Below are 24,591 nucleotides of genomic sequence, written 5' to 3'. Positions count from 1 at the left end.
TAATTTAGTTTTAACTTTCCCCGTAGAAAATACAATTTGAAATCTAATTCAAACAATTTATTGGTAGTAGAAGATAACCCATATATAGGTGAGGAAATCGTAAACGCAGCAAAAAAAGTTAATGGTATAAAAAGTATACATTTAACCAAAACATTAAAAGAAGCAATGTCTTTCTTAAATAAAACTAATTTTGATTTAGTTACGCTTGATTTGAGTTTACCAGACGGAAATGGTTTAGAACTTTTGAAATGGTTTACTGAAAACCAAATAAAAAAGAAAGTTTTTGTTTTTTCTACTAGTACAGAACTAAGAGATCTTTGTTTAAAATATGGTGCTGTAGGTTTTTTTGATAAGTCTACTGGCTTTGATGAATTAATAGAAAATATTAAAAATGCTTAATTACTAAAGTATTTTTAACTTTTTTAAACACACTTTCATATAAATTAAAGATTGATTGTACTCTAAAAAACACTTTAAAAAGTAACATAAAAAATATATTTTAAGAGAACTTTACTCTTTTAAGGAAAAGTAATATAATGATAAAAGAGCTAAACACTGAGGGTGATTTAGCTCTTTTAAGTTAAACAAAAAGTTTTGTTTGCTAAAAAATATGTTATAAACTATATTTTAAACCAACAAAACCACTAATTACAAACTCATTTTTTGAATTATAAAGTTCTTTTAAATCTTTTCTATAAGTTAGCTGCTGAGTACACACAAATTTTAAACGGTTATTTATTTTAAAGTTTAATTCTCCACTAAAACTATAGCTAAAAAAGCCTTCTGTTTGCCTATAAATTTTCCCAAAATCTACATAAGCTGTTGCACCTATTTTTCCATAAATACTATTAATACCATAACCAACTCCTAATGCATATCTCTTATAATTTTTTACATTTAAATCTGCATACTCTACAGAGAGGTGTGTTAGTAAATAGCTTTTTTCAAAGTTATAAACAGGTACTTCTAGTTTAGAAAGAAGGTTAGTTGTTAGAGGATCATTTCCTTTCTGATCTCCTACCAAAAGTAATCTTACATCTTGTTGTAAAGAAATTTCAACTTTTTTTTGAGAATAAAAATTTACAGTAAATAATATAATAATTATAAATAGTATTTTTTTCATAGCTGGGGGAATTTTAAGAATTAATTTTTATTATTTAATAAGAAAAGAACTATTTAATTTTCATTTTACCTGTCCAACTTCTCCCACCTAATGTAGATTTATAAAACACTTTTCCATTTTTAATCTTAATAATCTTCATGTTTAATTTAGTACCCATTCTAAAAGGAAAGTTTGGCAAATTAGACTCTTGTAATGTCATGTAGCATTCATCATTAGAAACCCATTTTATTTTAGATTTAATAAAGTATTTCTTGTTGTTAAAATATTCTATGTGTTCATTTTCTTTATAAATTACAAGGACGTCATCTCCATTGTACCTATAAGTATATTGAGCTTCTTCTAATAAAGGAGTGATTACTGGCTTTACAGTTCTATAAGTTGATTTGTTCTTAGAAATCATTGCTAAATCTTGAGCTTTAATAACGAAACTCAAAACCGATAATACAGAAAATAGGAGGATTTTTTTCATAATGATATTTTTTTAAATGATTGAATAATTAATTTTACTCTACAAAAATATCTAGGAAATAAAGTTTTATCAATAGGTATTTTCCTTAATTTAAGGTATTTATAAAAAAATACCTTAAAATTATATTAATACTCAACAGGAAACATCAAAACAAAAATTATTAATACAACAAATAAACTTACATTAAATTATTCACAAAATCATTTTACAAACTAACATGTATACTCACTAAAAATTCTAGAACAATAAAATATTTTTTTGATTATCTGTACAGAGCCATAAAAGATGTTCGTCAATCCGAACTTGTTTCAGGTTCTCATTATAATACTTGATTTATTTAATGATAAGATTTTGAAATAAAATCGGAATGAGGCTTTAAAATATGTCTATGACATAAAACGGACATACTAAAATATTTCAATAATTTTTTAAGAAATTTTCATTCTAAAAGCCTTTGGCGTCATTCCCATATACTTTTTAAAAGCTCTGGTAAAATGACTAGAATCTGTAAATCCCATTTTCAGAGCTATTTCAGAGAAATTCAAACTTGTTTGTCTCAATAAACGTTCCGCCATTTTCATTTTGGTCTGCATTACATAGTTTTGAATAGATATGCCTGCGTGTTTTTTAATAAACACACTCACATAATTGGGTGACATATTAAATTCATTTGCAATAGCAGAAATTTTAATCTTTTCATTATTCACCACATTCTGCCTTACATAGGTCAATATTGCATTTACCTTATCCTTTTCAGTAAAGGAAACAACAAGATTATTTCCTGTAATGTTTCTAGAAATAATCATAAGCAGTGCACCAAATAATTCCAACAAGATTGAACGACCATAGGCTGATGGGTTTACAAATTCTATTTTTATAAGTTGAAACAACTGAAACACACTTTCCCTATCCTGCTCATTTTTTATAATTGAACCCGAAATACTATTAGAATGCAGTATGATTGCATCAATCTTTTTTCGCCACTTAAAATCAGATACAAGTTCTGTCTTTTCAAGAAACAACTGTTCTGTAAACTTAAGATAACCAAAAACGGTACGATTGATCACAGCAAATTCGTGTTCATCATTAGGTGTTAACAAGAATACATCTCCCTCATCATATCCAAAACTACTTTCGTTTAATTTATGAATACCATTTCCAGATTTTATAAAAACCAGTTCAAAAAAGTTGTGCCTATGTTTTGGGTAATCCCAAGACTCCAAATCTAACTCGAACACATTAAAAGAAGATGCACTAAAAAAACGTTTGCCCATAATTAGCTATAACATTTAAATACAAATATAAGATGAATTATTACCAAAATAATAACTAAATGATAAATAACTTTGTCCTGTAAATAATTGATAATTAAGCCAAATACAAAACAATGAAAAATTTAAAAATACTACTAATAATATTCATAGTCTTATTTGCACAAAGTTGTACAAATGAGATAAAAAAAGAAACAAATAAAGAAGCACAAGTCTCAAATAAAACAAGTTACTGGCCCAATAACGCTCAACTTGTGATTTCTTTTTCCATGCAATTTGAAACTGGTGGGCAACCCGAAGGCGCAGAAAGCCCTTTTTCGGGAAATCCGTTACCAAAAGGCAATCCTGATTTACCAGCAGAAAGTTGGTTTAGATATGGTGCAAAAGAAGGCGTTTATAGAATGTTAGATCTTTGGGAAAAACACAACATCCACGTTACCTCACACGTTGTTGGTGAAGCAGCCATAAAATATCCAGAAGTAGCAAAGGCAATTGCTGATGGTGGTCACGAAATTGCTGCCCACGGCATTGCTTGGGATGACCAATGGAAAATGAGCTATGAAGAAGAATTGGAATTTGTCAAAAAAGGAATCGATACTGTTGAAGCCATTACAGGTCAACGTGGTAGAGGTTATAACGCTAATTGGTTACGCAGAAGCCCAAATACTTTAAAGGTGTTGCAAGATTTAGATTTTCTATATCATATAGACGATTTAAGCCACGACGAACCTTTTATAACCTCGGTTCGCGGAAAAGATTTTGTTATAATACCATACACACTTCGTAATAATGACATCGCCAATATTGAAGGTAGAAACTGGTCGCCCGACCAATTCTTAGCACAATTAAAAGCAGAATTCGACCAACTGTATGCTGAAGGCGCAAACAAACGCAGAATGATGTCTATAAGTCTTCACGATAGAATCGGTGGAGCACCATCTATTGTTCACGTAGTTGATGAATTTATCGAGTACGCCAAAAAACACAAAGGCGTGGTATTTATGAGAAAGGATGAAATTGCGAATATGGTTAAGGACGATCCAAATACACCTCACGATAATTCAGAAATAGAATACAATAAGTAAAATTAGGAGCCAAGAACCTGCTTTCCGCTATATATTTTTTTTGCATAAATGCAACAAAAAAAAGGATGTCGCTACAATCAGGGCTAGAATTCCGTCAAAGCATTAAAGTTTACAAACCATGGAAGACCTGTGGGGTTTAATTTTTCTATAAATGTATTTCCGATTAGCTTATTTCTACTTGATTTAATTAAAATTACATAAAACGTTTAACATTATTTTAATAATATATTTTTACCAATATAAGATGTATTTATACCAAAAATTGAGTTGTATACTGCCTTAACTTTGTAGTATTAAAAAAAAGTAATAACCTAAAAATCAAAACAATGAAACATCCAAGTCTGAATTCAAATTCACAATATAAAATGATGATATGGATATTCCATATGACCAATAAAAAACAATAAATATAGACATATGAAATATCCAAAATTAAATACCGCATACAATATGAACGGAATCGAATTAAAAAATAGATTCCTGATGGCTCCGATGACACGTTCCAGAGCTGATGAAAATGGTGAAGTGCCAAATGCATTAATGGCGAAGTACTACGGACAACGAACTTCCGCGGGTATCATTATTACCGAAGCCACACAAGTATCTAAACAAGGTATGGGCTATGCAAGAACACCAGGGATTTTTACCAAAGAGCAGATTGAAGGATGGAAATTAACTACAGACGAAGTGTATAAAAAAGGAAGTAAAATCTTTTTGCAATTATGGCATGTAGGCAGAGTAGGAAGTGCTAAGGTAAACGGAATGCAACCCATTGCACCATCGGCTAAAATAGCAAAAGACACCAGTGTTTATATTTTCGACGGCGCACCTAATGGCGATGCAACGTTTGTTCCAGTTGATGAACCAAGAGCGATGACCCAGGAAGACATTGACCAAGCTATTGATGAATTTAGACAAGGTGCAAAAAATGCAATAGAAGCTGGCTTTGATGGTGTAGAGATTCACGGTGGCAACGGTTATTTAATCGATGAGTTCTTACGAAGTAACTCTAATGTTAGAACTGATAAATACGGTGGTAGTAAGGAAAACAGAACACGTTTTTTATTGGAAGTTACCAAAGCTGTTGCAGATGAAATCGGTGCCGACCGAACAGGGATTCGAATTGCACCATTCATCAAGTTCAAGGATATGGACGACCCAGAGATTTTGGACACCATAATGATTGCTGCTGAAAAACTGGACAAGTTAGGAATTACTTATGTACATCTTTCCGAAGCTGATTGGGACGATTCCCCACAAATCCCAGCAGATTTTAGAGTGGAATTGCGCAAAACATTCAGCAATACAATTATTGCCACGGGAAATAAAACACCACAGGAAGGCGAGCAATTGTTAAACGACAACCTAGTGGATTTAATAGGTTTCGGTAGAAACTTTTTGACCAATCCTGATTACCCACAACGTTTGGAACTCGGTGCACCTCTCAATGAAATCAGCGACAATCACACACTATTTGGAGGCGGAGACGCAAGAGGATATACAGATTATCCCTTTTTTGAGAGTGAAACAGTTAAAGAAAAATAAGATGGAACTTCTAAATCAAATATTCAGTACCTCGGGCGGATGGGCAGCAACCATCGCCAGATTGACCGTCGGTTTGATAATGCTTCCCCACGGAATGCAAAAAATGTTCGGTTGGTACGGTGGCGAAGGCTTTTCAGGAACAATGAAGCGCTTTACCGAAGATATGGGCTACCCTGGCATTATTGCTTTCCTTATCATTTTCTTTGAATTCTTTGGTGCTATTGGATTGATAGTAGGTTTCGCTTCACGGTTTATGGCGTTCGGAATTATGGTATTGATGATTGGTGCTATCATTCAAGTACACCGTCATTATGGGTATTTTTTGAATTGGCACAATACGATGGAAGGTGAAGGAATGCAATTCAATTTACTGATGATTGGAATAACCATAGTCGTAATGATTTTGGGCTCTGGAAACTTAGTTATCGATAATCTTTTAAAATTTTAACAAATGAAAAAACAAGTAATAAGTCAGGCAAACGATTGGAGTCAATGGACACCAGAATTAAAAAAAGCATTAGAAGCTTCAAAAAAAAATACCCAAGTTGGCGAAAAAATAGTTTTTGAAAATGATGAATTCAGAGTCTGGAGTATTCATTTAACAGCAGGGAAAAGTCTGCCATTTCACAGACACGCCAATCGTTATTTCTGGACAGCGATGAGTACAGGTAAATCACGTTCCTACTATAATGACGGTTCTATTGTAGACACGGCATATGATAAAGATGACACTAAATACTTTGATGATTTAAGTGAAACCAATTATTTCATTCATAACTTAGAAAATAGAGGAGACACAACACTTCTTTTTACAACAGTTGAATTTCTAAAATAAGAAAGCAATGAAATTAGACCACGTTACTATAAGAACAACCGATTTAAAAAAAACAAAAGATTTCTTTTTAAAAGTCTTTGATTTAGAAGAAAAGCCACGCCCTAAAGCTATTCAGAGAATACCTGGTCATTGGTTATATCATAATGACACTCCTTTGGTGCATTTAATTGGAAGCAGAGGAATAAGTCAAGATTTTGCTGCAGAAGCCATCGACCACGTTGGCATTAAACTAGAAGGCTATGCAGATTTTAAACAGAAATTAGAAGGTTTACATATTCCCTATTCTTTAATGGATTTACCAGAACTAGATGAAAGGCGCATTTTTTTCAGGACACCTAAAGGGCCTATTTTGGAGGCTGTGTTTAATGAGAAAATTCCAGAATATAATTATTAGATATTATCTTTTCTTTGAGAAAACTTCCAAGCACCAAGTGCAAGAAGGAAATATATTACAACAATTGCTAACATTTGTTGCCAGTTGTTAGTTAATTCATAATATAAAATCAAAATTCCACCAATACTCAAACCGATAATTGATAATATTGTCAACAGAGTTGAAGAATTTGTCTGTTTTCTAATTTTAAAGTTTGCTATTGCCATCAATAAAGAAACCAAAAGAAAAGTAACACTTCCAAATTCAAGTATTAATTCCAATCCACCAATTAGAATTAGAATACTGGAAATTAACGCCATTGCAATAATTGCATTTTGTGGGCTATTATTCTTTCTTTTGGATAGAATCTTTGGAAAAAAACCATCTTTGGCAATAACAGACATTTGACGAGATGAACCAAAAACTGTGCCGCTAATAGCGCTACTTGTTGCCAATATTGCACCAAATATAACAAGATTAGTACCTAAGGAACCTAAAATATTTCCTGCTCCAGAAGCCAATGCAAATTCTTTGTTTTTAATAATTTCTTCTGTAGGTATTGCAAATAATGCGCCTATAGATATCACTACATATATGAGTACAGCTAATGCAATGGCACCATAGATTGCTCTTGGGATATTTTTCTCTGGACTCCTCATTTCATTTACAGCATTGATAACTAATTGAAAACCTTCATAAGCAACAAAGGTTAGTGAGGCAACAATAAGAATTGAAAATGTGTTTGAGTGTTTCAAATCTAAAGACATATTTTTTACAAAGGAACCAAAACCCATAGTACCATGATTGATTAAGACAACAGAAATAATGGTTAATACAATAAGTTTTGTGTATACCATCAAGTCTTCTATTTTACCCATACCATTGACGCTCCAGATATTAATAATTGTAAAAATTGCTATAATTCCTATTGCAATGCTTTTTCGAACCCAAATATTATCAGCAAAATCGGTACTACTGATAGCATACGATGAAAATGTATAAGCATATAATGCCAAAGTACTTATGTATCCAAAAATGATAAACCAACCAATTGCAGAAGCTGAAAAATTAGAACTTGGATAGGTACGTTTAAAAAAGGAATACGTAGCTCCTTCATCTTTGTAATATAGACCTAATTTAACATAAGAGTAAGCTGCTAAAAAAGCTATAAATCCGCCTATAATTATCGCAATTGGAGTGAGATTTCCGATTAACGAAACTGAAATTCCGAGTATTGTAAAAATCCCACCACCTACCATACCTCCTAATGCTATAGCGATTAATTCTGCCAATCCTAAATTTCTATTTCTTTCTCTATGTTGGGTCATTTTTATATTTATAGTACTAAATTATTAAAACCTTTAAAAATAAACTCTAAAGATAATATTAGGCGTAAAACCAATACCATTTTGAGAATTTTCTATTATTTCTATATCATTATTAGAGCTCTGAGAAACTTGATAAGAACGATCTAGTAAATTATTATTATTATTGTAAATATTAAGAAGGGAAAAACCTAATTTGCCTTTCCAATTTGATTTTCTCAAAAATTGAAATTGATAGGTTGCTGAAAAATCTAAACGATGATAATTAGGCAACCTACCATCATTGGTATTATTTAAATCTTGTTCATTACTATCTGAAAAGCTATTTAAAGATGTATATGGTTTTCCTGTTCTAAATTTCCAACCTAAAGAAAATCTAAAGCTATTGAGTTTTAATGAATGATTCCAGTTAAAACTATGGCGTATGTCAAAATTTCCAGAAAATGGTTTCCCTCCATTTAAGTTATCAAATTTAAAATCTACCCAACCTAAGGCATAACTTATCCAAGTTCTATAATTGTTAATTTTCTTTTTTACCAATAAATCTATACCATAATTTAAACTATTTCCTTGAGAAAAATTTTGAGTATTATTAAAACCTTTTGTAAAAGAAGAAAGTCCATTAATTTTTTTGTAGTATGATTCTAAACTTAGATTCCATTTTTTATAACTATAATTAAATCCAAAGCTTATTTGTCTGCTAGACAAGAGAGGAAAATCTAAATTGTTTGCTAAAGCCCAAACTTGATTTTCTAACCCAAACTCTGAAGTGCCAAACTCTATAATTTGGCTTAGAGATTGGTGTTTTAATTCTCCTGCAAAATTAATTTTCAAATTCTTATTAAGGTACATTTCTATATACATTCTAGGTTCTAAAAAATAATTTGATATCGAATATTTTTGAGCTCGTATTCCTAAATTTAAATTAATTTTATGAGTTTTTTGGTATTTATAAAAAGCATACAAAGCATGGGTATTATTAAACCCAGAATTGTTTATTGTGTAATTATCTTCAGGAATAAAAGTGGTATTATTTTTTAACAAAAATGAGATATTGCTATTTGTGTATTGGTAGCCAAAATCTAACTTATTTTTATTATTTATTTTTATTGTACCAGATAAATTTAAGTCTAACTCTTTAATATCGTTATTTTTACTGGATTCTTTAAAATTATTTTCGCTAAATCTATCTAATCCTAAATATCTAAATTTGTAATTAGATTTACTAAATTTAAAATTGTGTTCAAAATTTGAGTTCCACTTTCTTTTCCAAGAAGTTTGAAAACCATTATTCTCTATCTGTAAATTATCGTTACTACTTTCGTTAGTATCCTCAAAATTAAATATTGTTTCATAGTCTAACTTGTTTTTAAAAAATAGACTACTAAAAATAACATTATCTTTTTTTGATAGTTTTGCTATCGCTTTAATATTAAAATCTGTGAAATAAAAATTATTTTTTGTTATTTGAGCTTCTGAATCTTGTTGATTTTGTTTTATTCTAGAATTTTGAAATACCTTATCACTTATTTTATTAAAAGTAATTGTATTTACCAAATTGTTAAAAGAATGTCTTGCAGCTATAATAATTCCTAAATTATCGTTTAACAAAGAAGTTTTTAAAAATGCATCTGCATGAGTTAAATTAAAACCAGCTCCTCCTGTTGTTTTTAATGGTATTTTATGTGGAGAACTAATATCTATCACACCAGAAATTCTATCTCCAAATTTAGCATGAGAGCCATTTTTTGATATAGATATATTATTGGTTATATAAGGGTTAAAAGCAGATATCATTCCAAAAAAATGACCACTTTGATAAACCTTGATTCCATCCCAAAGAATTAGATTTTGATCTGGAGTACCTCCTCTTACATGCAAACCAGAAGCTGTTTCGTTAGGGCTTTGCACTCCAGGTAAAGATTGTAAACTCTCTAAAACATCTGGTTCTGTTAACCCAGGTAATATTTCTAATGTATTAGGTTTTATGTGTACTGTTCCATCGTTTTTTAAAGTTATACCTTGAGTAATAAACTCTTTTAAAAAAATTTCATCCAATTGCTCATCATCTCTTTGCAAAAAAACTTTTTTACATTTTTTTATTATAAATTCTTTGGCAGAAACCTTTATTGTTTTATACCCTAAGTAATGAATTGCTATAGTATCTTTATCTTTTAAATTATTTAATTTAAAGTACCCTTTCTCGTTAGAAACAGTTCCTGTTCCTTGGTGTATATTTATTACATTAGCTTCATTTAGCACCTGAAAATTTTCAGCATCATAAACAAAAGCACATATTGTTTTTAGTTTTTGATCTGCTTCTTTTATAATGTAGTACCTCTTTGTAACCTTTTCGAAAATTAAATTAGAACTTTGCTGAATTTGATGTAAAACACCCTCTAAAGAACTGTTGTTTTTAATAAAAGTAAATCTTTTATTCTTAACAGCTGTTTCTGCATAAGAAAAGCGTAAATTAAAAGTGTTTTCAATTTTTTTTAAAACTACTTTTAAAGGCTCATTATTAAAATTAAAAGAAGTTGTTTCTTGTGAGTAAGAATGTACACAAATTATAAAAAATAAACCCCAAAAATAGTATTTCATTAATTGTTTAAGAGAATAATTGTTTTCTCACTAAAGGTATAATTTATTTTCATAGGAACAAAAACTGTTTTTAAAGCAAGTTTAAGGTTTTTATAATTAAAACTTCCAGAATATCTTCTTTTAGTATCTACATTTTCATATTTTATTGTAATGTTAAATTGTTTTTCTAGTTCTTTTATTACTTGCAATAAAGGTGTATTTTGAAATGTAGATTCTCCAAACAACCAAGTTGAAGTGTCTTGATTAAAAGTATATTGTTCAATTTTATTTTCTATATTTCTAAAAGCTTTTCCCTTTGTTAAAATATCCTTTTTCCCTCCACTTTCTACACTTACTTTGCCTTCATAACATTGTATTTCAAAATAACTCGTATTAGAAATCACATTAAACTTAGTACCTAAAACCTGTATCTTACCTTGGCTTGTTTCTACTTGAAAAGTTTCTCCTTTTTTTACTTTAAAAAGAGCTTCTCCTTCAAGATTTACCACTCTTTTATCATTCCAATTCTTTTTATTATACTTAAGTGTAGATTTTGCGTTAAGATAAACTTCTGATCCATCTGGTAGTTTAATAGCTATTTGCTCTCCAAAATTTGTAGAAACTTTAGTGTTAGAAAAAATATAAAAATAATAACCTCCTAAAAATATTACAAAAGCTGCTGCAATGTAAACCCAATTTGGTATAAGTTTCTTTACTTTTGGTTTTAATATTGTTTGTTCTCTCACTTTTTTAAAAGCAGTTTTTTTGTCATATAAAGGCATATAAAACTGCGCTGAAGCATCCTTTATTTTTTGATAATCTTTAAATTCTTCAGATTTTTCAAATTTTAAAAGTTCTTCTGTTGTTAATTCATTGTTTAGCCAACGTGCCAAAAAAGTATCGTCTTTGTAATTTTGATTCATAACTATCTAAATATATAATACAACATACTTTTATCCTTTTACCCTACTTTTTTTTTAAATATTTTTAATTTGTTTTCTTAAACTTATCAATGCTTTATGCATTCTTTTTTCTACAGCTTTTACAGAAATGTTTAGTAAATCTGCTATTTCGTAATACTTTTTTTTGTCAATTCTACTCAGTAAAAAAACTTCACGCTGTGCTTCTGTTAAACCAGCAATAGCGTTTTGTAACTTTACCATAAACTCTTGCTCTTCTAATAAAAACTCTGGAGTTTCATCATTTTGTTTTACTGTTGTTCTTTGCTCGTATTTTAGAACAACTTTTTTATGTTTGTATTCATTATAAAACAGATTATTTACTACAGTAAACAAAAAAGATTTGGCTTTTTCTAAAAGCACTTTAGCACAATTATTCCAAAGTTTAACAAAAGCATCTTGTGTTAAATCTTCGGCCTGTTTCATATCACCACATTTATAAAAAATAAAATTCCGAACAATTTCAGAGTGTTCGTTAAAAACCTTCTCAAAAGTTTTAGAATCACAGATAGACAATACTTTATTCATATTTTTTAAAACTTGACTTAACTAAGGTAGGGTATTTTTCTAGATAGCTGTTCTGTAAACATAAAAATAAAAACAATTTAAAAATTAAAGTTATGAAAAATACATTTTTATCAAAAACTTTATTGCATCTAACATTACTCTTAGTTGCTTTTTTATTTTCTTGTAGCAAAGAAGATCCAATTCAAACAAATACAACATCTTCTAATCTTGTTTTACAAACACTAAAAGGAAACAAATGGGGCTTATCTCTTTCACCAAATAAAACTTTTGTGAATGTACAATTAACAAATGCCAATTTTCAAAAATTTAGAAAGAAAAACGGATTTACACCCGAATTTGTTCAAGGAGTTACAAAAGATATTTATAAGTACTTTAAAGACGATTTTGAATTTATATCAATACTCTTAGATGTATCTGGAGAAGACCCCGAAATTAATAAAGTCTACGATTATGCAGGTCTTAACAATTCTATTTCTTACCATGAATTTGGCATACGTGCGTTACTAGATGGAATAGAAACTGAAGAAGAAAACCAAAGGCTTAATAATTTTACAGCAGATTATGGCTCAGATGGAAATCTTAACTCTATATTAATTTTCCCAGCCAATAACTATATTTTAGATGGCCCGTTTTTACACGAAATTATGCATCAATGGGGGAATTACAAACTTTCTTCAATAGATATTGAAAATTCTCACTGGGGAATAACAGGAGGTAATATTGCAGGACAAATTGGAGGTTTTAAACAATCTACTCTTATTACTAATGTAGATGGTGTAGCTAATAAGTATGCTGTAGAACACTTTGGCAGAAATGCAAATGGAGGTAATACACTTCCCTATTCGCAAATGGAACTTTATTTAATGGGTCTTATACCTCTTAAAGATGTAGAGCCTTTTGATGTGTTTGAAGAATTGATAGGAAAAATAGATGAAAGTGGAGATAAAGCTGTATTTCAAGCAAAAAAAAGAACCACTTATACTCCTAAAGTTTTATCTAAAATATTTAAACGTAATCCAGATTACACCAAATCTAAAAAATCTTTTAGAAATTTAATTCTTTTAGTTACCAATAAAACTAATGATAAATTAAGTGACCCTTCTGTTGTTCTTATCGATAAGCACATAAAACAAATGGGAGACAAAACACTAAATCCTGTAAATGGTATTTATAACTTTTATGCAGCCACCAAAGGAAAAGCCACTATGTCTTTTGAATTAGTACCATCCTTAAAATAATTTTTCTAACAGTGATAACAAATAGACAAGCACATATAAATAATTAAATTATATACAAAAAAATACCCAGTAACTAAAATATAAGACAACTGTCTTTTGGGGGAAAGACTTTTGTTACCGGCAATAATTATTATTGTCGGTTTTTTATTTATACTTATATCATCTTAAAATAGCATTACAAAAAAAAAACTTAAAAAAAAATGATAATCTAAGTAGGGTATTTTTTGTTAAAACTGTTTCACTTATAATAAACCGATTTTTAAAACAATAAAAAAGAAAATTATGAAGTCGACAAAAATTTACAAATTGTTATTAGCTTTAATCATAGTATCATTATCATTTAATGGTTGTAGTAAAGAAGATGACATGATGATGAATAACAACGAAGGAACAAATTCTAATAGCGAACAAAATAGCAAAGGAGGAGAAATTACTGTATACCGTGTAAAAGGAGATAATATTGAGAAAATCAAGGATTATAAAGTAACAGGTAAAGATTTAGAATATCAAAAAGATGTTGCAAAGCATCAAGAAATGTGGGAGTTGGTAAAAAAGATAGTACCTCCTAGTCATAGAAAATTTTTGGATGAGTTTATAATTGTTAACGGAGAAAAAAGTGGTGATGCAGGATACGCAGGACCCTCTAAAGATGATTTAACGAAGTTTGTTTTGGGGCTTTCTATAAGTATAGCGGATCAAGATGGTGTAGATGGTCTACAATATGTTGCCATACATGAGTTTGGGCATATCTTAACGCTTAACAACACTCAGCTTGACCCTAGTATTGGTGAAGATAAGTGTACTAATTACTCTCCTCCTGAAGGCTGTGCCAAAAAAGAATCACATATAAACAAATTATATCAAGGGTATTGGGCAGATATTTGGGGAGAATTCACCACAACAAAAGACGCTAAAGCTTTTTACAATAAATATAAAGATAGATTTGTTAGCGAATATGCATCTACTGTTCCTGGAGAGGATATAGCAGAAGTTTTTGCAAGTTTTGTTTATGATGATAAACCTTCTGGAGCTACCAAAGCGCAAGAAAAAATACTTATAATGCACGATAGCAAAGAGTTGACAGAAATCCGTAGTTATATAAGAAATAATTTTGGGTTAATGGGTAAAAGTAATTCAGCTTCAAAACTCCAAAAACAAAGAACTATATTTAAAAATAAAGTTTGTAGAGTACAACATTAATAATTGGAACTCTCTAAAAAAGTTCTTTATTTCAGCTTAAAAAATATCATATCAAAATGATTTAGATAAAAAAAAGTCAGCAAATAAGCTGACTTTTTTTCTAGTAGCGGGAACTGGACTCGAACCAGTGACCTTCGGGTTATGAGCCCGACGAGCTACCTACTGCTCTATCCCGCGATTTGGACTGCAAATATACAACACAATCTAAATATTTTCCAAACTTTATTTCATTTATTTTTTATTCTCTTAAATTGTAGTCAGTTAACAAAAAAACTATCTTTGCAAAATGATACATAAAGCTGGTTTTGTAAATATTATTGGAAATCCTAACGTAGGAAAATCTACATTGATGAATGCTTTGGTTGGAGAAAAACTCTCTATTATTACACCTAAAGCACAAACTACAAGACATAGAATTTTAGGAATTGTTAATCATGACGAATATCAAATTGTATTTTCTGATACTCCTGGAATTATAAAACCGGCCTATGAACTACAAGCTTCTATGATGGATTTTGTAAAATCTGCTTTAGATGATGCTGATGTTTTGGTTTACATGGTAGAAGTTGGCGAAAAAGAACTTAAAAATGAAGCTTTTTTCAATAAAATTATTAATAGTAAAATCCCAGTCATTTTATTATTGAATAAGATAGATAAATCTAATAAAGAAGAAGTTGACGAAAAAATTGCCTATTGGCGAGAAAAAGTACCAAATTCTTTTGTCTATGTAATTTCTGCTTTAGAAAAATTTAATGTGGATGCTGTTTTTTATAAAATTATTGAACTGCTTCCAGAAGGACCTCCTTTTTACCCAAAAGACCAATTAACAGACAAACCAGAACGTTTTTTTGTGAATGAAAAAATTAGAGAAAAAATTTTGATGCATTACAAAAAAGAGATTCCATATTCTGTAGAAGTAGAAACAGAGAGTTTTATTGAAGAAGAAAACATTGTTAGAATTCGTTCTATTATTATGGTAGAAAGAGATACTCAAAAAGGAATTATTATTGGCCATAAAGGAACCGCTATAAAACGTGTTGGCGCAGAAGCAAGAAAAGATTTAGAACGTTTTTTTCAGAAAAAAGTTTTTATAGAACTCTATGTAAAAGTCAATAAAAATTGGAGAAGCGATAAAAACCAACTAAAACGTTTTGGATACAATCAAAGTTAATGATTAATTATTTTAATCATAAAATCATGTAAATCTCTCATTTGATTTTTACCTGTGTCTTTTCCTATTTTTCCTAAAAAATAAAGTAAAATCCATATAAGAGGTAAAATAATTATCATTATTGTTGGAAAAAGAACAGATTCTTTTAATGAGATTTTAGAGTATAACATCACTCCAAACCCTAAAAAAGAGACTCCAATTATAAAATGCGCAAACATAAAAAGTGTCCAAACTTGGGGTTTTGGGCCAAATAATCCTTTTAAAAGTGAAGTTTCTTTTGATTGTTCTATGATTTCTAAATGCAATTGTGGAGACCAAAAATGTTCATCCTTTTTAGAAACAGAAATAAAAATATGCCCATCAACTATACTTCCTAAAAAATTATATTCTTTTTTATTAAAAGTATTCGAAAATCTTTCAATCACTTTTTCGTAATTTTCATCTAAATCAATAGTAAATCTTGGGCGTAGAAATACTTCACTATTTCTTTTTTCAACTAAAACTGTAGATTTATCACTCATAAAAACCCATTTTATAACTCTATAAATTTACAATTATTTATCATATAGTAAATTGTATCTTTGCAAAAAATTATCACTTAAAATGAATAGTATTGTTGCCATTGTAGGAAGACCAAATGTTGGAAAGTCAACGCTTTTTAATAGATTGGTTCAAAGAAGAGAAGCAATTGTAGATTCCGTTAGCGGAGTTACTAGAGACAGACATTATGGAAAATCTGATTGGAATGGAAAAGAATTTTCTGTAATAGATACAGGTGGTTATATTGTGGGTTCTGATGATATTTTTGAAGGAGAAATTAGAAAACAAGTAAACCTTGCCATAGAAGAAGCAGATTTAATTGTTTTTGTAGTAAATGTAGAAGATGGCATAACACCTATGGATGCTGAGGTTGCTAAACTTTTAAGAAAAGTAAAAAAACCAATTTTTACAGTAGTTAATAAAGTAGATAACGCAATGCGTGAACCTGATGCTGTAGAATTTTACAACCTAGGCTTGGGAGAATATTACACAATTGCGTCTATTAACGGAAGTGGAACTGGAGATTTATTAGATGCTTTGGCTGCTAAAATGCCAGAACCAGAAGCAATAGATTTAGAAAAAACGGCATTGCCAAGATTTGCTGTAGTTGGGAGACCAAATGCTGGGAAATCTTCTTTTATAAATGCTTTAATTGGAGAAGATAGGAATATTGTAACCAATATTGCAGGCACAACTAGAGATTCTATAGATACAAAATACAACAGATTTGGTTTTGATTTTAACCTTGTAGATACTGCAGGTATTCGTAAAAAATCTAAAGTAAAAGAAGATTTAGAGTTTTATTCTGTAATGCGTGCAGTGCGTTCTATAGAATATTCTGATGTTATTATTTTAGTGGTAGATGCTACTCGTGGTTTTGAAGGTCAAGATCAAAATATTTTCTGGTTGGCAGAGAAAAACAGAAAAGGTATTGTTATTTTAATCAATAAATGGGATTTAATTGAGAAAGAGACCAATACAATGCGAGATTTTGAAGCAATGGTTAGAAAACAAATAGAGCCATTTACAGATGTGCCTATTGTTTTTATTTCTGCATTAACAAAACAACGTTTATTTAAAGCGATTGAGACTGCTGTAGAAGTTTTTGAAAAGAGGAATAAAAAAATACCTACAAGCAAGTTAAACGACGTAATGTTAGAGGTTATAAAAAATTATCCTCCACCAGCTACTAAAGGTAAATTTGTAAAAATTAAATACTGTATGCAATTGCCTACTCCAACCCCACAATTTGCCTTTTTCTGTAACTTACCACAATATGTTAGAGATCCTTATAAACGATTTATAGAGAACAAATTAAGAGAAATTTACGACTTTACAGGAACACCAATTACAATTTATTTTAGACAAAAATAAGTTATAAATATTTTTTTGTAACTTTCTTTTTAATTCAACGTCTAAAATAGCATGCTATTTTTAATAAATTTTGAGCAATGAAATTAATAGAATCAAATAGAATTGAAGAAATAGAATTGCCACTTCAACTTAACATCTCTTTTAAAAAAGTATATGTTTTGTTTGAAAAATATGCTCAAAAAGATTTTGAAAATCATCCTTTTCATAGTTCTGCTAAAAAAATGGTAAAACTATTTAAAGAACATCCAGAATTAAATGATGGTTTTTCTGATTATTCTTTATTAGAAAAATACAAAGAACAAATAGATTTACTATTAAACCCTCTATTTCCAGAGCCATTATTACTTAATGAGATAAAAGCTGCAAGTGTACCTTTTTCTTTTACTTCTTTTAAATTTACAGAGCGTTTTAAAAATATTTTAGAAAATGCTGGTGATGATTATGAATTAGTTGTAAGAAATTTTGAAGATGAAAGTATGTACATTATGGCATGTACTTTTATTTTAGGTTTTGTTTACGGTTATAATATAGACATAAAAAGACCTTTTTATTTTGATATTCCTGATAAAACAACAGGAACAATGAAATATTACAGAGCAGCTTTTAATGCTGATTTTTCTGAAATAACCCCAACAGCAAGTGCTCCTAAATTAACAAAAAATGATTTTAAAGAGCTTTTAAATAACTTTGAAGATATTAACGTTTGGAAAGAAAAATTCCCACCAAATAGCTATATTTTTAAAGGTTTTGGTCTAATTAATTTGTTTGATGTAACATCAGAAGAGATGCTTTCATCTATAAAAGCAAATTTATTAGCAGGTGATGATGATTTAATTTTTAAACTTCAAAATAACTTAAGAGATTTTTACAGTATTAAAGATTTAAAACTAGGGTATTCTATTTTTGATAATATCAATACAAAAGTTTGCGAAACAAGTGTAAAAAAATCCAACAGCATTATTTTAAACAAAGAAGCTGAGATAAAATGTGGCTCAGGCTATTTTTGCGAAAGAATTATGCAAAAAGTATTTGAAAACCATGAAACATTTATCATTTCTGATGTAGAAGATTATGGGTTAAAAACAGATAAAAATCCTTTTTATCAAAATTTATATGATTCTGGTATTCAAAGTATTATTATTATTCCAATAAAAGCAACAACTAATGGAGATTTGGCTTTATTAGAAATAGCATCACCAAGATCTTATGATTTAAACTCTGTTAATATAAATAAATTAAAAGACATCATTCCTGTTTTTGAAGCTGCTGTTAAAAGAACATCAGAAGAACATCAAAATGTTTTAGAGGCTACAATTCAAGAAAATTATACCTCTATACATAGTTCTGTAAAATGGCGATTTTATGAAGCTGCAGAAAAATATCATCAAGAAAGTCAAACAAACAACAACGCAAAGTTAGACGAAATTATTTTTAAAGATGTTTTTCCTTTATATGGGCAAAGTGATATAAAAGGCTCTTCTGATGCTAGAAATAAAGCCATAAAAGAAGATTTAATCACACAATTAACACTTGCTATATCTGTTTTAAAAGATGCTTGCAAAACAGAAAAACTACCAATATATAAAGAGTTAATGTTTCGAGTATCTACATATTTAAAAGATGTAAAAGAGGGTTTAAATGCAGGTGATGAAATAAGTATTTTAGATTTTCTAAAGAGAGAAATCTATCCAGTTTTTAATCATATTAAAGATATTAGTCTAGATTTATCACACAAAGTAAAAATATACATGAATCGTTTAGACAAAAATTTAGAGGTTGTCTATGAACGAAGAAAAGAATACGAAGATAGTGTAACACGTATTAATGACAAATTAGCCAAGTTTTTAGATAATAAACAAAAGCAGGCGCAAGCTATGTTTCCTCATTATTTTGAGCGATACAAAACAGATGGTGTAGAGTATAACATGTATATAGGTCAATCTATTACAAACTCTAAAAAGTTTGACAATTTATACCTTTACAACCTTCGTTTATGGCAACTACAAGTTACCTACGAAATGGAAAACGTTGCTTTTTTTGAACGTAAGAATATGAAAAATGATTTACGTGTTGCCTCTTTAATTTTAGTACATAGCAATGCTATGGCTATTAAATTTAGAATGGACGAAAAACAATTTGATGTAGATGGTGCTTATAATATTAGGTATGAAATTATTAAAAAACGTATAGACAAAGCACACATAAAAGGCACAGAAGATCGTTTAACAGTTCCTGGAAAAATTGCCATTGTCTATTCGCAAGAAAAAGATGCTTTAGAATACTCTAAATACATTTCATTTTTACAATCTAAAAAACAATTAGGCAAATTAGAGTATTTAGAGTTAGAAGATTTACAGGGAGTTTCTGGCTTAAAAGCATTAAGAGTAGAAGTGTTATATCAAAAAGGTTTTAATGAAAATAATACAATTACTTTTAGTGATTTGATTAAACAAATAGAAGCTTAAGCAGGCACTCCTTGGAAAGCAAAAGATACTGCAAAAGCAATTACACTTACAATAATTCCCACCATAAAAACTGTGTAAGTTAATCTTAAGATGCTGTATTTTCTGTTTAGAACCAAACCTAAAAAGTATAAATCTTTGGTTAAAGAGCCATACAAATAATCTCTATCTTTCATCATTTCTTTTATACCCCATTCAAAGTCGTCTAATTTCATTTTATGAAAATTACCAAAAAACAATAAGTTTACTTTTTTATTTTCTACATCTTCTTTAGTAAACTCACCACTTGTTACATTTGGTCTTGTTGCCAACACAGATAAGACAATAGAAGCTACTGTAAACATCACAAAAATTATAGTTGGTATAAACAAATGCTCGTTAGAAGGGTTGTCTAGTTTAGGTAGTAAATTAGACAGTGCCAAAGAAATAATAATTGCATTTACAGATAATAAGATATTCGCTTTAGTGTCTGCAATATCACTTAACGTAATGTGGTTTCTTAATGCCACTCTAAACATTGTTTCTACACCACGTTCTGGCACATCTCCTTTTTGTTTTTTTAACTCTAACCCTTGTTGTTTTTGATTATACTTTTTTAAATCTTCTTCTAAATCTTTTTTATTTTTAATAAGTTTAGATAAATTCTTTTCCTTTCTTTTTGTCCAGTTTTTTAAAGCATACTCTGTATTGTAACGATGTTGGGTAGAAAAAAACTCTATATTATCTTTAATCCACTCTAAATCAGATATTTTTTTGTAATCGGTTAATTCCCACTCTTTTCTTAATAAAGAAGTATAATCAAAAAAGTTTTTAGAACTTAAATGTGCACAATCAGCATCAGCTATAATTTTTTCTAGATCATTTTTAGGCTCATAATTCATTTTTGTTGCCAAAATAAGATTAGAAATTGCTTCAATTCTTTTGGCTCCAATTTTTTGTTTTTTTAAAAACTCAGTAACAATTTTTACACTTTCTTCTTCATGGTTTTTTGCCCCTTTTACATAACCAACATCATGAAACCAAGCTGCAATTTCTAAGTTTTCTACATTTGTTTTTGTTAGTTGTAAATCAGCTACAATCTCTTTTGTTTTTTCAACAACTCTTTGTGTATGTGCTAAATTATGATATACATATTTTCTTTCTAACTCTGTATTTAGTAAATTAAAAACATATTTTTCTGCAGTAACAAGTAATGTACTCATGTAAAGTTATTTTATAAATGAATCGAAATAAATGATAGTATCTTTTTTCTTCTATTCAATATTCGATGTAAATTTAGGCATTGCATTCAAAACCTACAAATTAATGAATTTTTGTAAGGAAACAACTGTTTTTTCGACTAAAAAAACGAGCGAAAAATCAAAATAGTGCATTTTAAAGATGTGCTATATTTTTTGCTTAAAATTTAAAAAAATAAAAAATATTATGATGCTAACTTGGAAAGAAGTAATCAATTTTTCTGTAAAAGGAAATCCAACTCCAGACAAAAGAGTTGAGAAAACAGAAGCAGAATGGAAAGCTCAATTAACATCAGAGCAATTTAGAATTACAAGGCAAAAAGGTACAGAAAGACCACATAGTGGAGATTTATGTAGTATTTATGATGAAGGCCAATACAACTGTATTTGTTGCAACACGCCTTTATTCGATTCTACTATTAAATTTAGTTCTGGAACTGGGTGGCCTAGCTTTACACAACCCATTAAAGAAAATGCCATTAAATATCATAAAGATATTTCTTTTGGCATGGTTAGAGTTGAAGTAATGTGTAATACTTGCGATGCTCATTTGGGGCACGTTTTTCCTGATGGACCAGAACCAAGTGGTTTGCGTTATTGCATTAATTCTGAAGCTATGCAATTAAATAAGAAATAACTAAAGTTTAAAAAAATTATTGCAAGTTTACCAAGCAATCTGTCTACACAATGCACAGATTGCTTGGTTATTCTTTTAAACAAAGACAAAGAAAAAAAATGAGTAAAAACTTACAAATTGCCACTTTAGGAGGTGGTTGTTTTTGGTGTACAGAAGCTGTATTTCAAGAAGTAAAAGGTGTAAAAAAAGTAGTTTCTGGCTATGCTGGAGGTAATGCTCCTGGAAAACCAACTTATAGAGAAATTTGTTCTGGTTTAACAGGACATGCAGAAGTTATTCAAATAACTTTTAATGCAGATGTAATTTCGTTTGAAGATATTTTAGTCATATTTATGACCACTCACAATCCAACAACTTTAAACCAACAAGGTGCAGATAGAGGCACACAATATCGATCTGTAATTTTTTATCATGATGAAAATCAAAGAAAGATTTCTGAAGAAGTTTTAAAGCAAATTCAGCCTTATTACAATGATAAAATTGTGACAGAAATTAGTTCCTTACCAATTTTCTATGAAGCAGAATTAGAACATCAAAATTATTACAGAGAAAACACCCAGCAAGGATATTGTAGTTTTGTTATTGAACCCAAATTGGCTAAATTAAGAAAACTGCATTCAGATAAATTAAAATAAAAATTACATTCCTGTTCATGCAGAAATCTACAATAAAAGTATGCCAATTAAATTATATGGGGCAGAAAGATGCCATAAAACCCAATATTATAAAACATTTTTAGAAACGCGTAATTTAGATTACGCGTTTTTAGATGTAGAACAAAATAAAGAAAATGCTAAAGAATTACGTAACTTGTATGAAAATAGAAAATTAAATTTTCCAACAATTACAATAAATGCTAAAAAGTTAAGAAATCCTTCAGATAAAGACCTTATAAAATGGATTGATAAATTAATATAAATCCTGCAAGATTTTAAAACTTTGTAGGTATAGTTTAAATATGAAATTAAATATTAAAGAAACTTTTATAAAAGAATTACCTTCAGACCCAATTCTTGAAAACTCAAGAAGACAGGTTACTGAAGCTGTATTTTCGTATGTCAATCCGAAGAAAACAAAAGCGCCAAAAGTTATTCATACTTCGCAAGAAATGGCTAAAGAATTAGGACTTTCTGAAGAAGAAACAACGTCTGAATTCTTTAAAAATGTCTTTACTGGTAATAAAGTATATCCAAATACAAAACCTTATGCCATGTGTTATGGAGGACATCAATTTGGCAATTGGGCAGGACAATTAGGAGATGGGAGAGCTATTAATTTATTTGAAATCGAACACAATTCTAAAAACTGGAAAGTGCAATTAAAAGGTGCTGGAGAAACTCCCTATTCTAGAACTGCAGATGGTTTAGCTGTTTTACGTTCATCTATCAGAGAATATTTGTGTGCAGAAGCAATGTTTCATTTAGGTGTACCAACCACAAGATCGCTCTCTTTAAGTCTATCTGGAGATGATGTTTTGCGTGATGTATTGTACAATGGAAATCCTGCCTACGAAAAAGGTGCCATTGTTTCTAGAATTTCACCATCATTTTTACGTTTTGGAAATTATGAAATTTTTTCAGCAAGAAATGATGTAAAGAATTTAAAAGTCTTGGTAGATTATACAGTAAAAAATCATTTTTCGCATTTAGGAAAACCATCCAAAGAAACCTATATCAATTTTTTTAAAGAAGTCTCAGAACGTACTTTAGATATGATTATTCATTGGCAAAGAGTTGGTTTTGTGCACGGAGTTATGAATACAGACAATATGTCTATCTTAGGTTTAACCATAGATTATGGCCCTTATGGATGGTTAGAAGGTTTCGATTTTGGTTGGACACCTAATACAACAGACAGGCAACACAAACGCTACAGATATGGAAATCAACCTAATATTGGGTTATGGAATTTGTATCAATTAGCAAATGCTTTGTATCCAGTAATAGAGGAAGTAGCTCCTTTAGAAGCAGTTTTAAATCAATATAAAGTTGATTTTGAACATCAATCTTTACGAATGATGCAGTCTAAATTAGGTTTATATACCAATAATAAAAATGATATTCATCTAATTCAAAAATTAGAAGACAATCTACAACTGGTAGAAACAGATATGACCATCTTTTTTAGGAATCTCGCAGATTTTGATAAAATATATAAATGTGATGGTTTAAAAATTATTGAAAATGCTTTTTACGAATTGGATGATATTTCTGATGAAGTAAAAAGTCAATGGAATTTATGGTTTCAGAGCTATTTTGAAAGATTACAACTAGAACCATTTTCTAACAAGGATAGAAAAGAAAAAATGAATAAAGTAAACCCTAAATATGTTTTGCGTAATTATATGGCACAATTAGCAATTGATACAGCAGATAAAGGTGATTATTCTTTAATTAGTGAGTTTTACAACCTTTTAAAAAACCCTTATAAAGAACAACCAAAATATCAAAAATGGTTTGCCAAAAGACCTGAATGGGCTAGAAATAAGGTAGGTTGTTCTATGTTATCTTGTAGTTCTTAAAATAACAAATCCTACAAGGTTTCAAAAACCTTGTAGGTATTTTGAGTTAATGACAAATACTTACAAGGTCAAAAAAAGACCTTGCAGGATATAACTAAATTATTATTACCTCTGAAA

The 24,591-nt window shown here is 29.5% G+C and carries 24 protein-coding genes and 1 tRNA gene; 15 read left to right on the top strand and 10 right to left on the bottom strand.

Features of this window, described 5'->3' with window-relative positions:
* The first annotated feature begins 36 nt into the window (after positions 1-36).
* A complete protein-coding gene (locus tag ACY2RW_RS07935; RefSeq protein ID WP_490122179.1) occupies positions 37-399 on the top strand; it encodes a response regulator in 363 nt (120 codons plus the stop codon).
* Between the two features lie 214 nt (positions 400-613).
* Here ACY2RW_RS07935 and ACY2RW_RS07930 read toward each other — a convergent pair whose 3' ends face one another.
* The 3 genes from ACY2RW_RS07930 to ACY2RW_RS07920 form a co-directional block, all read right to left on the bottom strand.
* Positions 614-1,123 (bottom strand): hypothetical protein, encoded by a 510-nt coding sequence (locus tag ACY2RW_RS07930; protein ID WP_490122178.1) that lies wholly within the window; start codon positions 1,121-1,123, stop codon positions 614-616.
* Positions 1,124-1,172: 49 nt separating this feature from the next.
* Complete coding sequence (locus tag ACY2RW_RS07925; protein WP_490122177.1) at positions 1,173-1,592, bottom strand: hypothetical protein; 420 nt, start codon at positions 1,590-1,592, stop codon at positions 1,173-1,175.
* Positions 1,593-2,020: 428 nt separating this feature from the next.
* A complete protein-coding gene (locus ACY2RW_RS07920; RefSeq protein WP_490122176.1) occupies positions 2,021-2,866 on the bottom strand; it encodes an AraC family transcriptional regulator in 846 nt (281 codons plus the stop codon).
* Positions 2,867-3,132: 266 nt separating this feature from the next.
* Between ACY2RW_RS07920 and ACY2RW_RS07915 the strand changes: the two genes are divergently transcribed.
* The 5 genes from ACY2RW_RS07915 to ACY2RW_RS07895 all read left to right on the top strand — a co-directional run bounded on the left by ACY2RW_RS07915 (position 3,133) and on the right by ACY2RW_RS07895 (position 6,722).
* Entirely contained in the window at positions 3,133-3,948 is an 816-nt protein-coding gene (locus ACY2RW_RS07915; protein WP_490122175.1) for a polysaccharide deacetylase family protein, read from the top strand.
* 417 nt (positions 3,949-4,365) lie between these two features.
* On the top strand, positions 4,366-5,493 hold the full coding sequence (locus ACY2RW_RS07910) for an alkene reductase (RefSeq protein WP_490122174.1): 1,128 nt from the start codon (positions 4,366-4,368) through the stop codon (positions 5,491-5,493).
* A 1-nt stretch (position 5,494) separates the two neighbouring features.
* Positions 5,495-5,941, top strand: a complete 447-nt coding sequence (locus tag ACY2RW_RS07905; protein ID WP_490122173.1) for a DoxX family protein — start codon at positions 5,495-5,497, stop codon at positions 5,939-5,941.
* 3 nt (positions 5,942-5,944) lie between these two features.
* Positions 5,945-6,328: a cupin domain-containing protein gene (locus ACY2RW_RS07900; protein WP_490122172.1), complete on the top strand. Its 384-nt coding sequence runs from the start codon at positions 5,945-5,947 to the stop codon at positions 6,326-6,328.
* Positions 6,329-6,335: 7 nt separating this feature from the next.
* A complete protein-coding gene (locus tag ACY2RW_RS07895; protein ID WP_490122171.1) occupies positions 6,336-6,722 on the top strand; it encodes a VOC family protein in 387 nt (128 codons plus the stop codon).
* Here ACY2RW_RS07895 and ACY2RW_RS07890 read toward each other — a convergent pair.
* From ACY2RW_RS07890 to ACY2RW_RS07875, 4 genes are read right to left on the bottom strand one after another with little or no spacing between them, the layout of a single operon-like run.
* Positions 6,719-8,029, bottom strand: coding sequence for an APC family permease (locus ACY2RW_RS07890; RefSeq protein ID WP_490122170.1), 1,311 nt, complete (start codon positions 8,027-8,029; stop codon positions 6,719-6,721). The two genes, ACY2RW_RS07895 and ACY2RW_RS07890, sit on opposite strands and share 4 nt — an antisense overlap.
* A gap of 33 nt (positions 8,030-8,062) precedes the next feature.
* The gene (locus ACY2RW_RS07885) at positions 8,063-10,627 is read right to left on the bottom strand and encodes a TonB-dependent receptor (RefSeq protein ID WP_490122169.1); all 2,565 of its coding nucleotides are present in this window, start codon (positions 10,625-10,627) and stop codon (positions 8,063-8,065) included.
* Positions 10,627-11,529, bottom strand: a complete 903-nt coding sequence (locus ACY2RW_RS07880; protein WP_490122168.1) for a FecR family protein — start codon at positions 11,527-11,529, stop codon at positions 10,627-10,629. Before ACY2RW_RS07880 ends, ACY2RW_RS07885 begins: the two co-directional genes overlap by 1 nt.
* A gap of 54 nt (positions 11,530-11,583) precedes the next feature.
* Positions 11,584-12,093, bottom strand: coding sequence for an RNA polymerase sigma factor (locus tag ACY2RW_RS07875; protein WP_490122167.1), 510 nt, complete (start codon positions 12,091-12,093; stop codon positions 11,584-11,586).
* A 92-nt stretch (positions 12,094-12,185) separates the two neighbouring features.
* Here ACY2RW_RS07875 and ACY2RW_RS07870 point away from each other — a divergent pair, with 92 nt between their 5' ends.
* Positions 12,186-13,331, top strand: a complete 1,146-nt coding sequence (locus ACY2RW_RS07870; RefSeq protein ID WP_490122166.1) for a hypothetical protein — start codon at positions 12,186-12,188, stop codon at positions 13,329-13,331.
* 282 nt (positions 13,332-13,613) lie between these two features.
* Positions 13,614-14,531: a hypothetical protein gene (locus ACY2RW_RS07865; protein WP_490122165.1), complete on the top strand. Its 918-nt coding sequence runs from the start codon at positions 13,614-13,616 to the stop codon at positions 14,529-14,531.
* Positions 14,532-14,635: 104 nt separating this feature from the next.
* On the opposite strand, the gene ACY2RW_RS07860 is transcribed toward ACY2RW_RS07865, so the two are convergent.
* Positions 14,636-14,708, bottom strand: a tRNA-Met gene (locus tag ACY2RW_RS07860).
* Positions 14,709-14,817: 109 nt separating this feature from the next.
* Between ACY2RW_RS07860 and era the strand changes: the two genes are divergently transcribed.
* Positions 14,818-15,702 (top strand): GTPase Era, encoded by an 885-nt coding sequence (gene era / locus ACY2RW_RS07855; protein ID WP_490122164.1) that lies wholly within the window; start codon positions 14,818-14,820, stop codon positions 15,700-15,702.
* Here era and ACY2RW_RS07850 read toward each other — a convergent pair.
* Positions 15,699-16,223 carry a GTP-binding protein gene (locus ACY2RW_RS07850; protein ID WP_490122163.1) on the bottom strand — a complete coding sequence of 175 codons (525 nt, stop codon included), beginning with the start codon at positions 16,221-16,223 and terminating at the stop codon, positions 15,699-15,701. The genes era and ACY2RW_RS07850 overlap by 4 nt on opposite strands.
* A gap of 82 nt (positions 16,224-16,305) precedes the next feature.
* Between ACY2RW_RS07850 and der the strand changes: the two genes are divergently transcribed.
* The gene (gene der, locus ACY2RW_RS07845; protein ID WP_490122162.1) at positions 16,306-17,616 is read left to right on the top strand and encodes a ribosome biogenesis GTPase Der; all 1,311 of its coding nucleotides are present in this window, start codon (positions 16,306-16,308) and stop codon (positions 17,614-17,616) included.
* A gap of 77 nt (positions 17,617-17,693) precedes the next feature.
* Positions 17,694-20,081, top strand: coding sequence for a GAF domain-containing protein (locus tag ACY2RW_RS07840; RefSeq protein ID WP_490122161.1), 2,388 nt, complete (start codon positions 17,694-17,696; stop codon positions 20,079-20,081).
* Here the strand turns inward: ACY2RW_RS07840 and ACY2RW_RS07835 are convergent.
* Positions 20,078-21,280, bottom strand: coding sequence for a Pycsar system effector family protein (locus ACY2RW_RS07835; RefSeq protein ID WP_490122160.1), 1,203 nt, complete (start codon positions 21,278-21,280; stop codon positions 20,078-20,080). The two genes, ACY2RW_RS07840 and ACY2RW_RS07835, sit on opposite strands and share 4 nt — an antisense overlap.
* 226 nt (positions 21,281-21,506) lie before the next feature.
* On the opposite strand from ACY2RW_RS07835, the gene msrB reads away from it, so the two are divergent.
* The 4 genes from msrB to ACY2RW_RS07815 all read left to right on the top strand — a co-directional run bounded on the left by msrB (position 21,507) and on the right by ACY2RW_RS07815 (position 24,474).
* Complete coding sequence (msrB, locus tag ACY2RW_RS07830; protein WP_490122338.1) at positions 21,507-21,953, top strand: peptide-methionine (R)-S-oxide reductase MsrB; 447 nt, start codon at positions 21,507-21,509, stop codon at positions 21,951-21,953.
* A gap of 98 nt (positions 21,954-22,051) precedes the next feature.
* Positions 22,052-22,588: a peptide-methionine (S)-S-oxide reductase MsrA gene (gene msrA, locus ACY2RW_RS07825; RefSeq protein ID WP_490122159.1), complete on the top strand. Its 537-nt coding sequence runs from the start codon at positions 22,052-22,054 to the stop codon at positions 22,586-22,588.
* 40 nt (positions 22,589-22,628) lie between these two features.
* Positions 22,629-22,871 carry a glutaredoxin family protein gene (locus tag ACY2RW_RS07820; protein WP_490122158.1) on the top strand — a complete coding sequence of 81 codons (243 nt, stop codon included), beginning with the start codon at positions 22,629-22,631 and terminating at the stop codon, positions 22,869-22,871.
* A 40-nt stretch (positions 22,872-22,911) separates the two neighbouring features.
* Positions 22,912-24,474 carry a protein adenylyltransferase SelO gene (locus ACY2RW_RS07815; RefSeq protein ID WP_490122157.1) on the top strand — a complete coding sequence of 521 codons (1,563 nt, stop codon included), beginning with the start codon at positions 22,912-22,914 and terminating at the stop codon, positions 24,472-24,474.
* Positions 24,475-24,591: the final 117 nt, after the last annotated feature.

This window comes from Polaribacter sp. 2305UL8-11, assembly GCF_058147165.1.
The sequence above is the reverse complement of the archived record's forward strand: the minus strand, read 5'-3'. Positions and strand labels throughout refer to the sequence as shown.

What these genes read in the sequence shown, in the direction of transcription:
- ACY2RW_RS07930 (WP_490122178.1), bottom strand. Translation starts at nt 1,123, where the DNA reads ATGAAAAAAATACTATTTATAATTATTATATTATTTACTGTAAATTTT.
- ACY2RW_RS07925 (WP_490122177.1), bottom strand. Translation starts at nt 1,592, where the DNA reads ATGAAAAAAATCCTCCTATTTTCTGTATTATCGGTTTTGAGTTTCGTT.
- ACY2RW_RS07920 (WP_490122176.1), bottom strand. Translation starts at nt 2,866, where the DNA reads ATGGGCAAACGTTTTTTTAGTGCATCTTCTTTTAATGTGTTCGAGTTA.
- ACY2RW_RS07915 (WP_490122175.1), top strand. Translation starts at nt 3,133, where the DNA reads ATGCAATTTGAAACTGGTGGGCAACCCGAAGGCGCAGAAAGCCCTTTT.
- ACY2RW_RS07910 (WP_490122174.1), top strand. Translation starts at nt 4,366, where the DNA reads ATGAAATATCCAAAATTAAATACCGCATACAATATGAACGGAATCGAA.
- ACY2RW_RS07905 (WP_490122173.1), top strand. Translation starts at nt 5,495, where the DNA reads ATGGAACTTCTAAATCAAATATTCAGTACCTCGGGCGGATGGGCAGCA.
- ACY2RW_RS07900 (WP_490122172.1), top strand. Translation starts at nt 5,945, where the DNA reads ATGAAAAAACAAGTAATAAGTCAGGCAAACGATTGGAGTCAATGGACA.
- ACY2RW_RS07895 (WP_490122171.1), top strand. Translation starts at nt 6,336, where the DNA reads ATGAAATTAGACCACGTTACTATAAGAACAACCGATTTAAAAAAAACA.
- ACY2RW_RS07890 (WP_490122170.1), bottom strand. Translation starts at nt 8,029, where the DNA reads ATGACCCAACATAGAGAAAGAAATAGAAATTTAGGATTGGCAGAATTA.
- ACY2RW_RS07885 (WP_490122169.1), bottom strand. Translation starts at nt 10,627, where the DNA reads ATGAAATACTATTTTTGGGGTTTATTTTTTATAATTTGTGTACATTCT.
- ACY2RW_RS07880 (WP_490122168.1), bottom strand. Translation starts at nt 11,529, where the DNA reads ATGAATCAAAATTACAAAGACGATACTTTTTTGGCACGTTGGCTAAAC.
- ACY2RW_RS07875 (WP_490122167.1), bottom strand. Translation starts at nt 12,093, where the DNA reads ATGAATAAAGTATTGTCTATCTGTGATTCTAAAACTTTTGAGAAGGTT.
- ACY2RW_RS07870 (WP_490122166.1), top strand. Translation starts at nt 12,186, where the DNA reads ATGAAAAATACATTTTTATCAAAAACTTTATTGCATCTAACATTACTC.
- ACY2RW_RS07865 (WP_490122165.1), top strand. Translation starts at nt 13,614, where the DNA reads ATGAAGTCGACAAAAATTTACAAATTGTTATTAGCTTTAATCATAGTA.
- era (WP_490122164.1), top strand. Translation starts at nt 14,818, where the DNA reads ATGATACATAAAGCTGGTTTTGTAAATATTATTGGAAATCCTAACGTA.
- ACY2RW_RS07850 (WP_490122163.1), bottom strand. Translation starts at nt 16,223, where the DNA reads ATGAGTGATAAATCTACAGTTTTAGTTGAAAAAAGAAATAGTGAAGTA.
- der (WP_490122162.1), top strand. Translation starts at nt 16,306, where the DNA reads ATGAATAGTATTGTTGCCATTGTAGGAAGACCAAATGTTGGAAAGTCA.
- ACY2RW_RS07840 (WP_490122161.1), top strand. Translation starts at nt 17,694, where the DNA reads ATGAAATTAATAGAATCAAATAGAATTGAAGAAATAGAATTGCCACTT.
- ACY2RW_RS07835 (WP_490122160.1), bottom strand. Translation starts at nt 21,280, where the DNA reads ATGAGTACATTACTTGTTACTGCAGAAAAATATGTTTTTAATTTACTA.
- msrB (WP_490122338.1), top strand. Translation starts at nt 21,507, where the DNA reads ATGCTAACTTGGAAAGAAGTAATCAATTTTTCTGTAAAAGGAAATCCA.
- msrA (WP_490122159.1), top strand. Translation starts at nt 22,052, where the DNA reads ATGAGTAAAAACTTACAAATTGCCACTTTAGGAGGTGGTTGTTTTTGG.
- ACY2RW_RS07820 (WP_490122158.1), top strand. Translation starts at nt 22,629, where the DNA reads ATGCCAATTAAATTATATGGGGCAGAAAGATGCCATAAAACCCAATAT.
- ACY2RW_RS07815 (WP_490122157.1), top strand. Translation starts at nt 22,912, where the DNA reads ATGAAATTAAATATTAAAGAAACTTTTATAAAAGAATTACCTTCAGAC.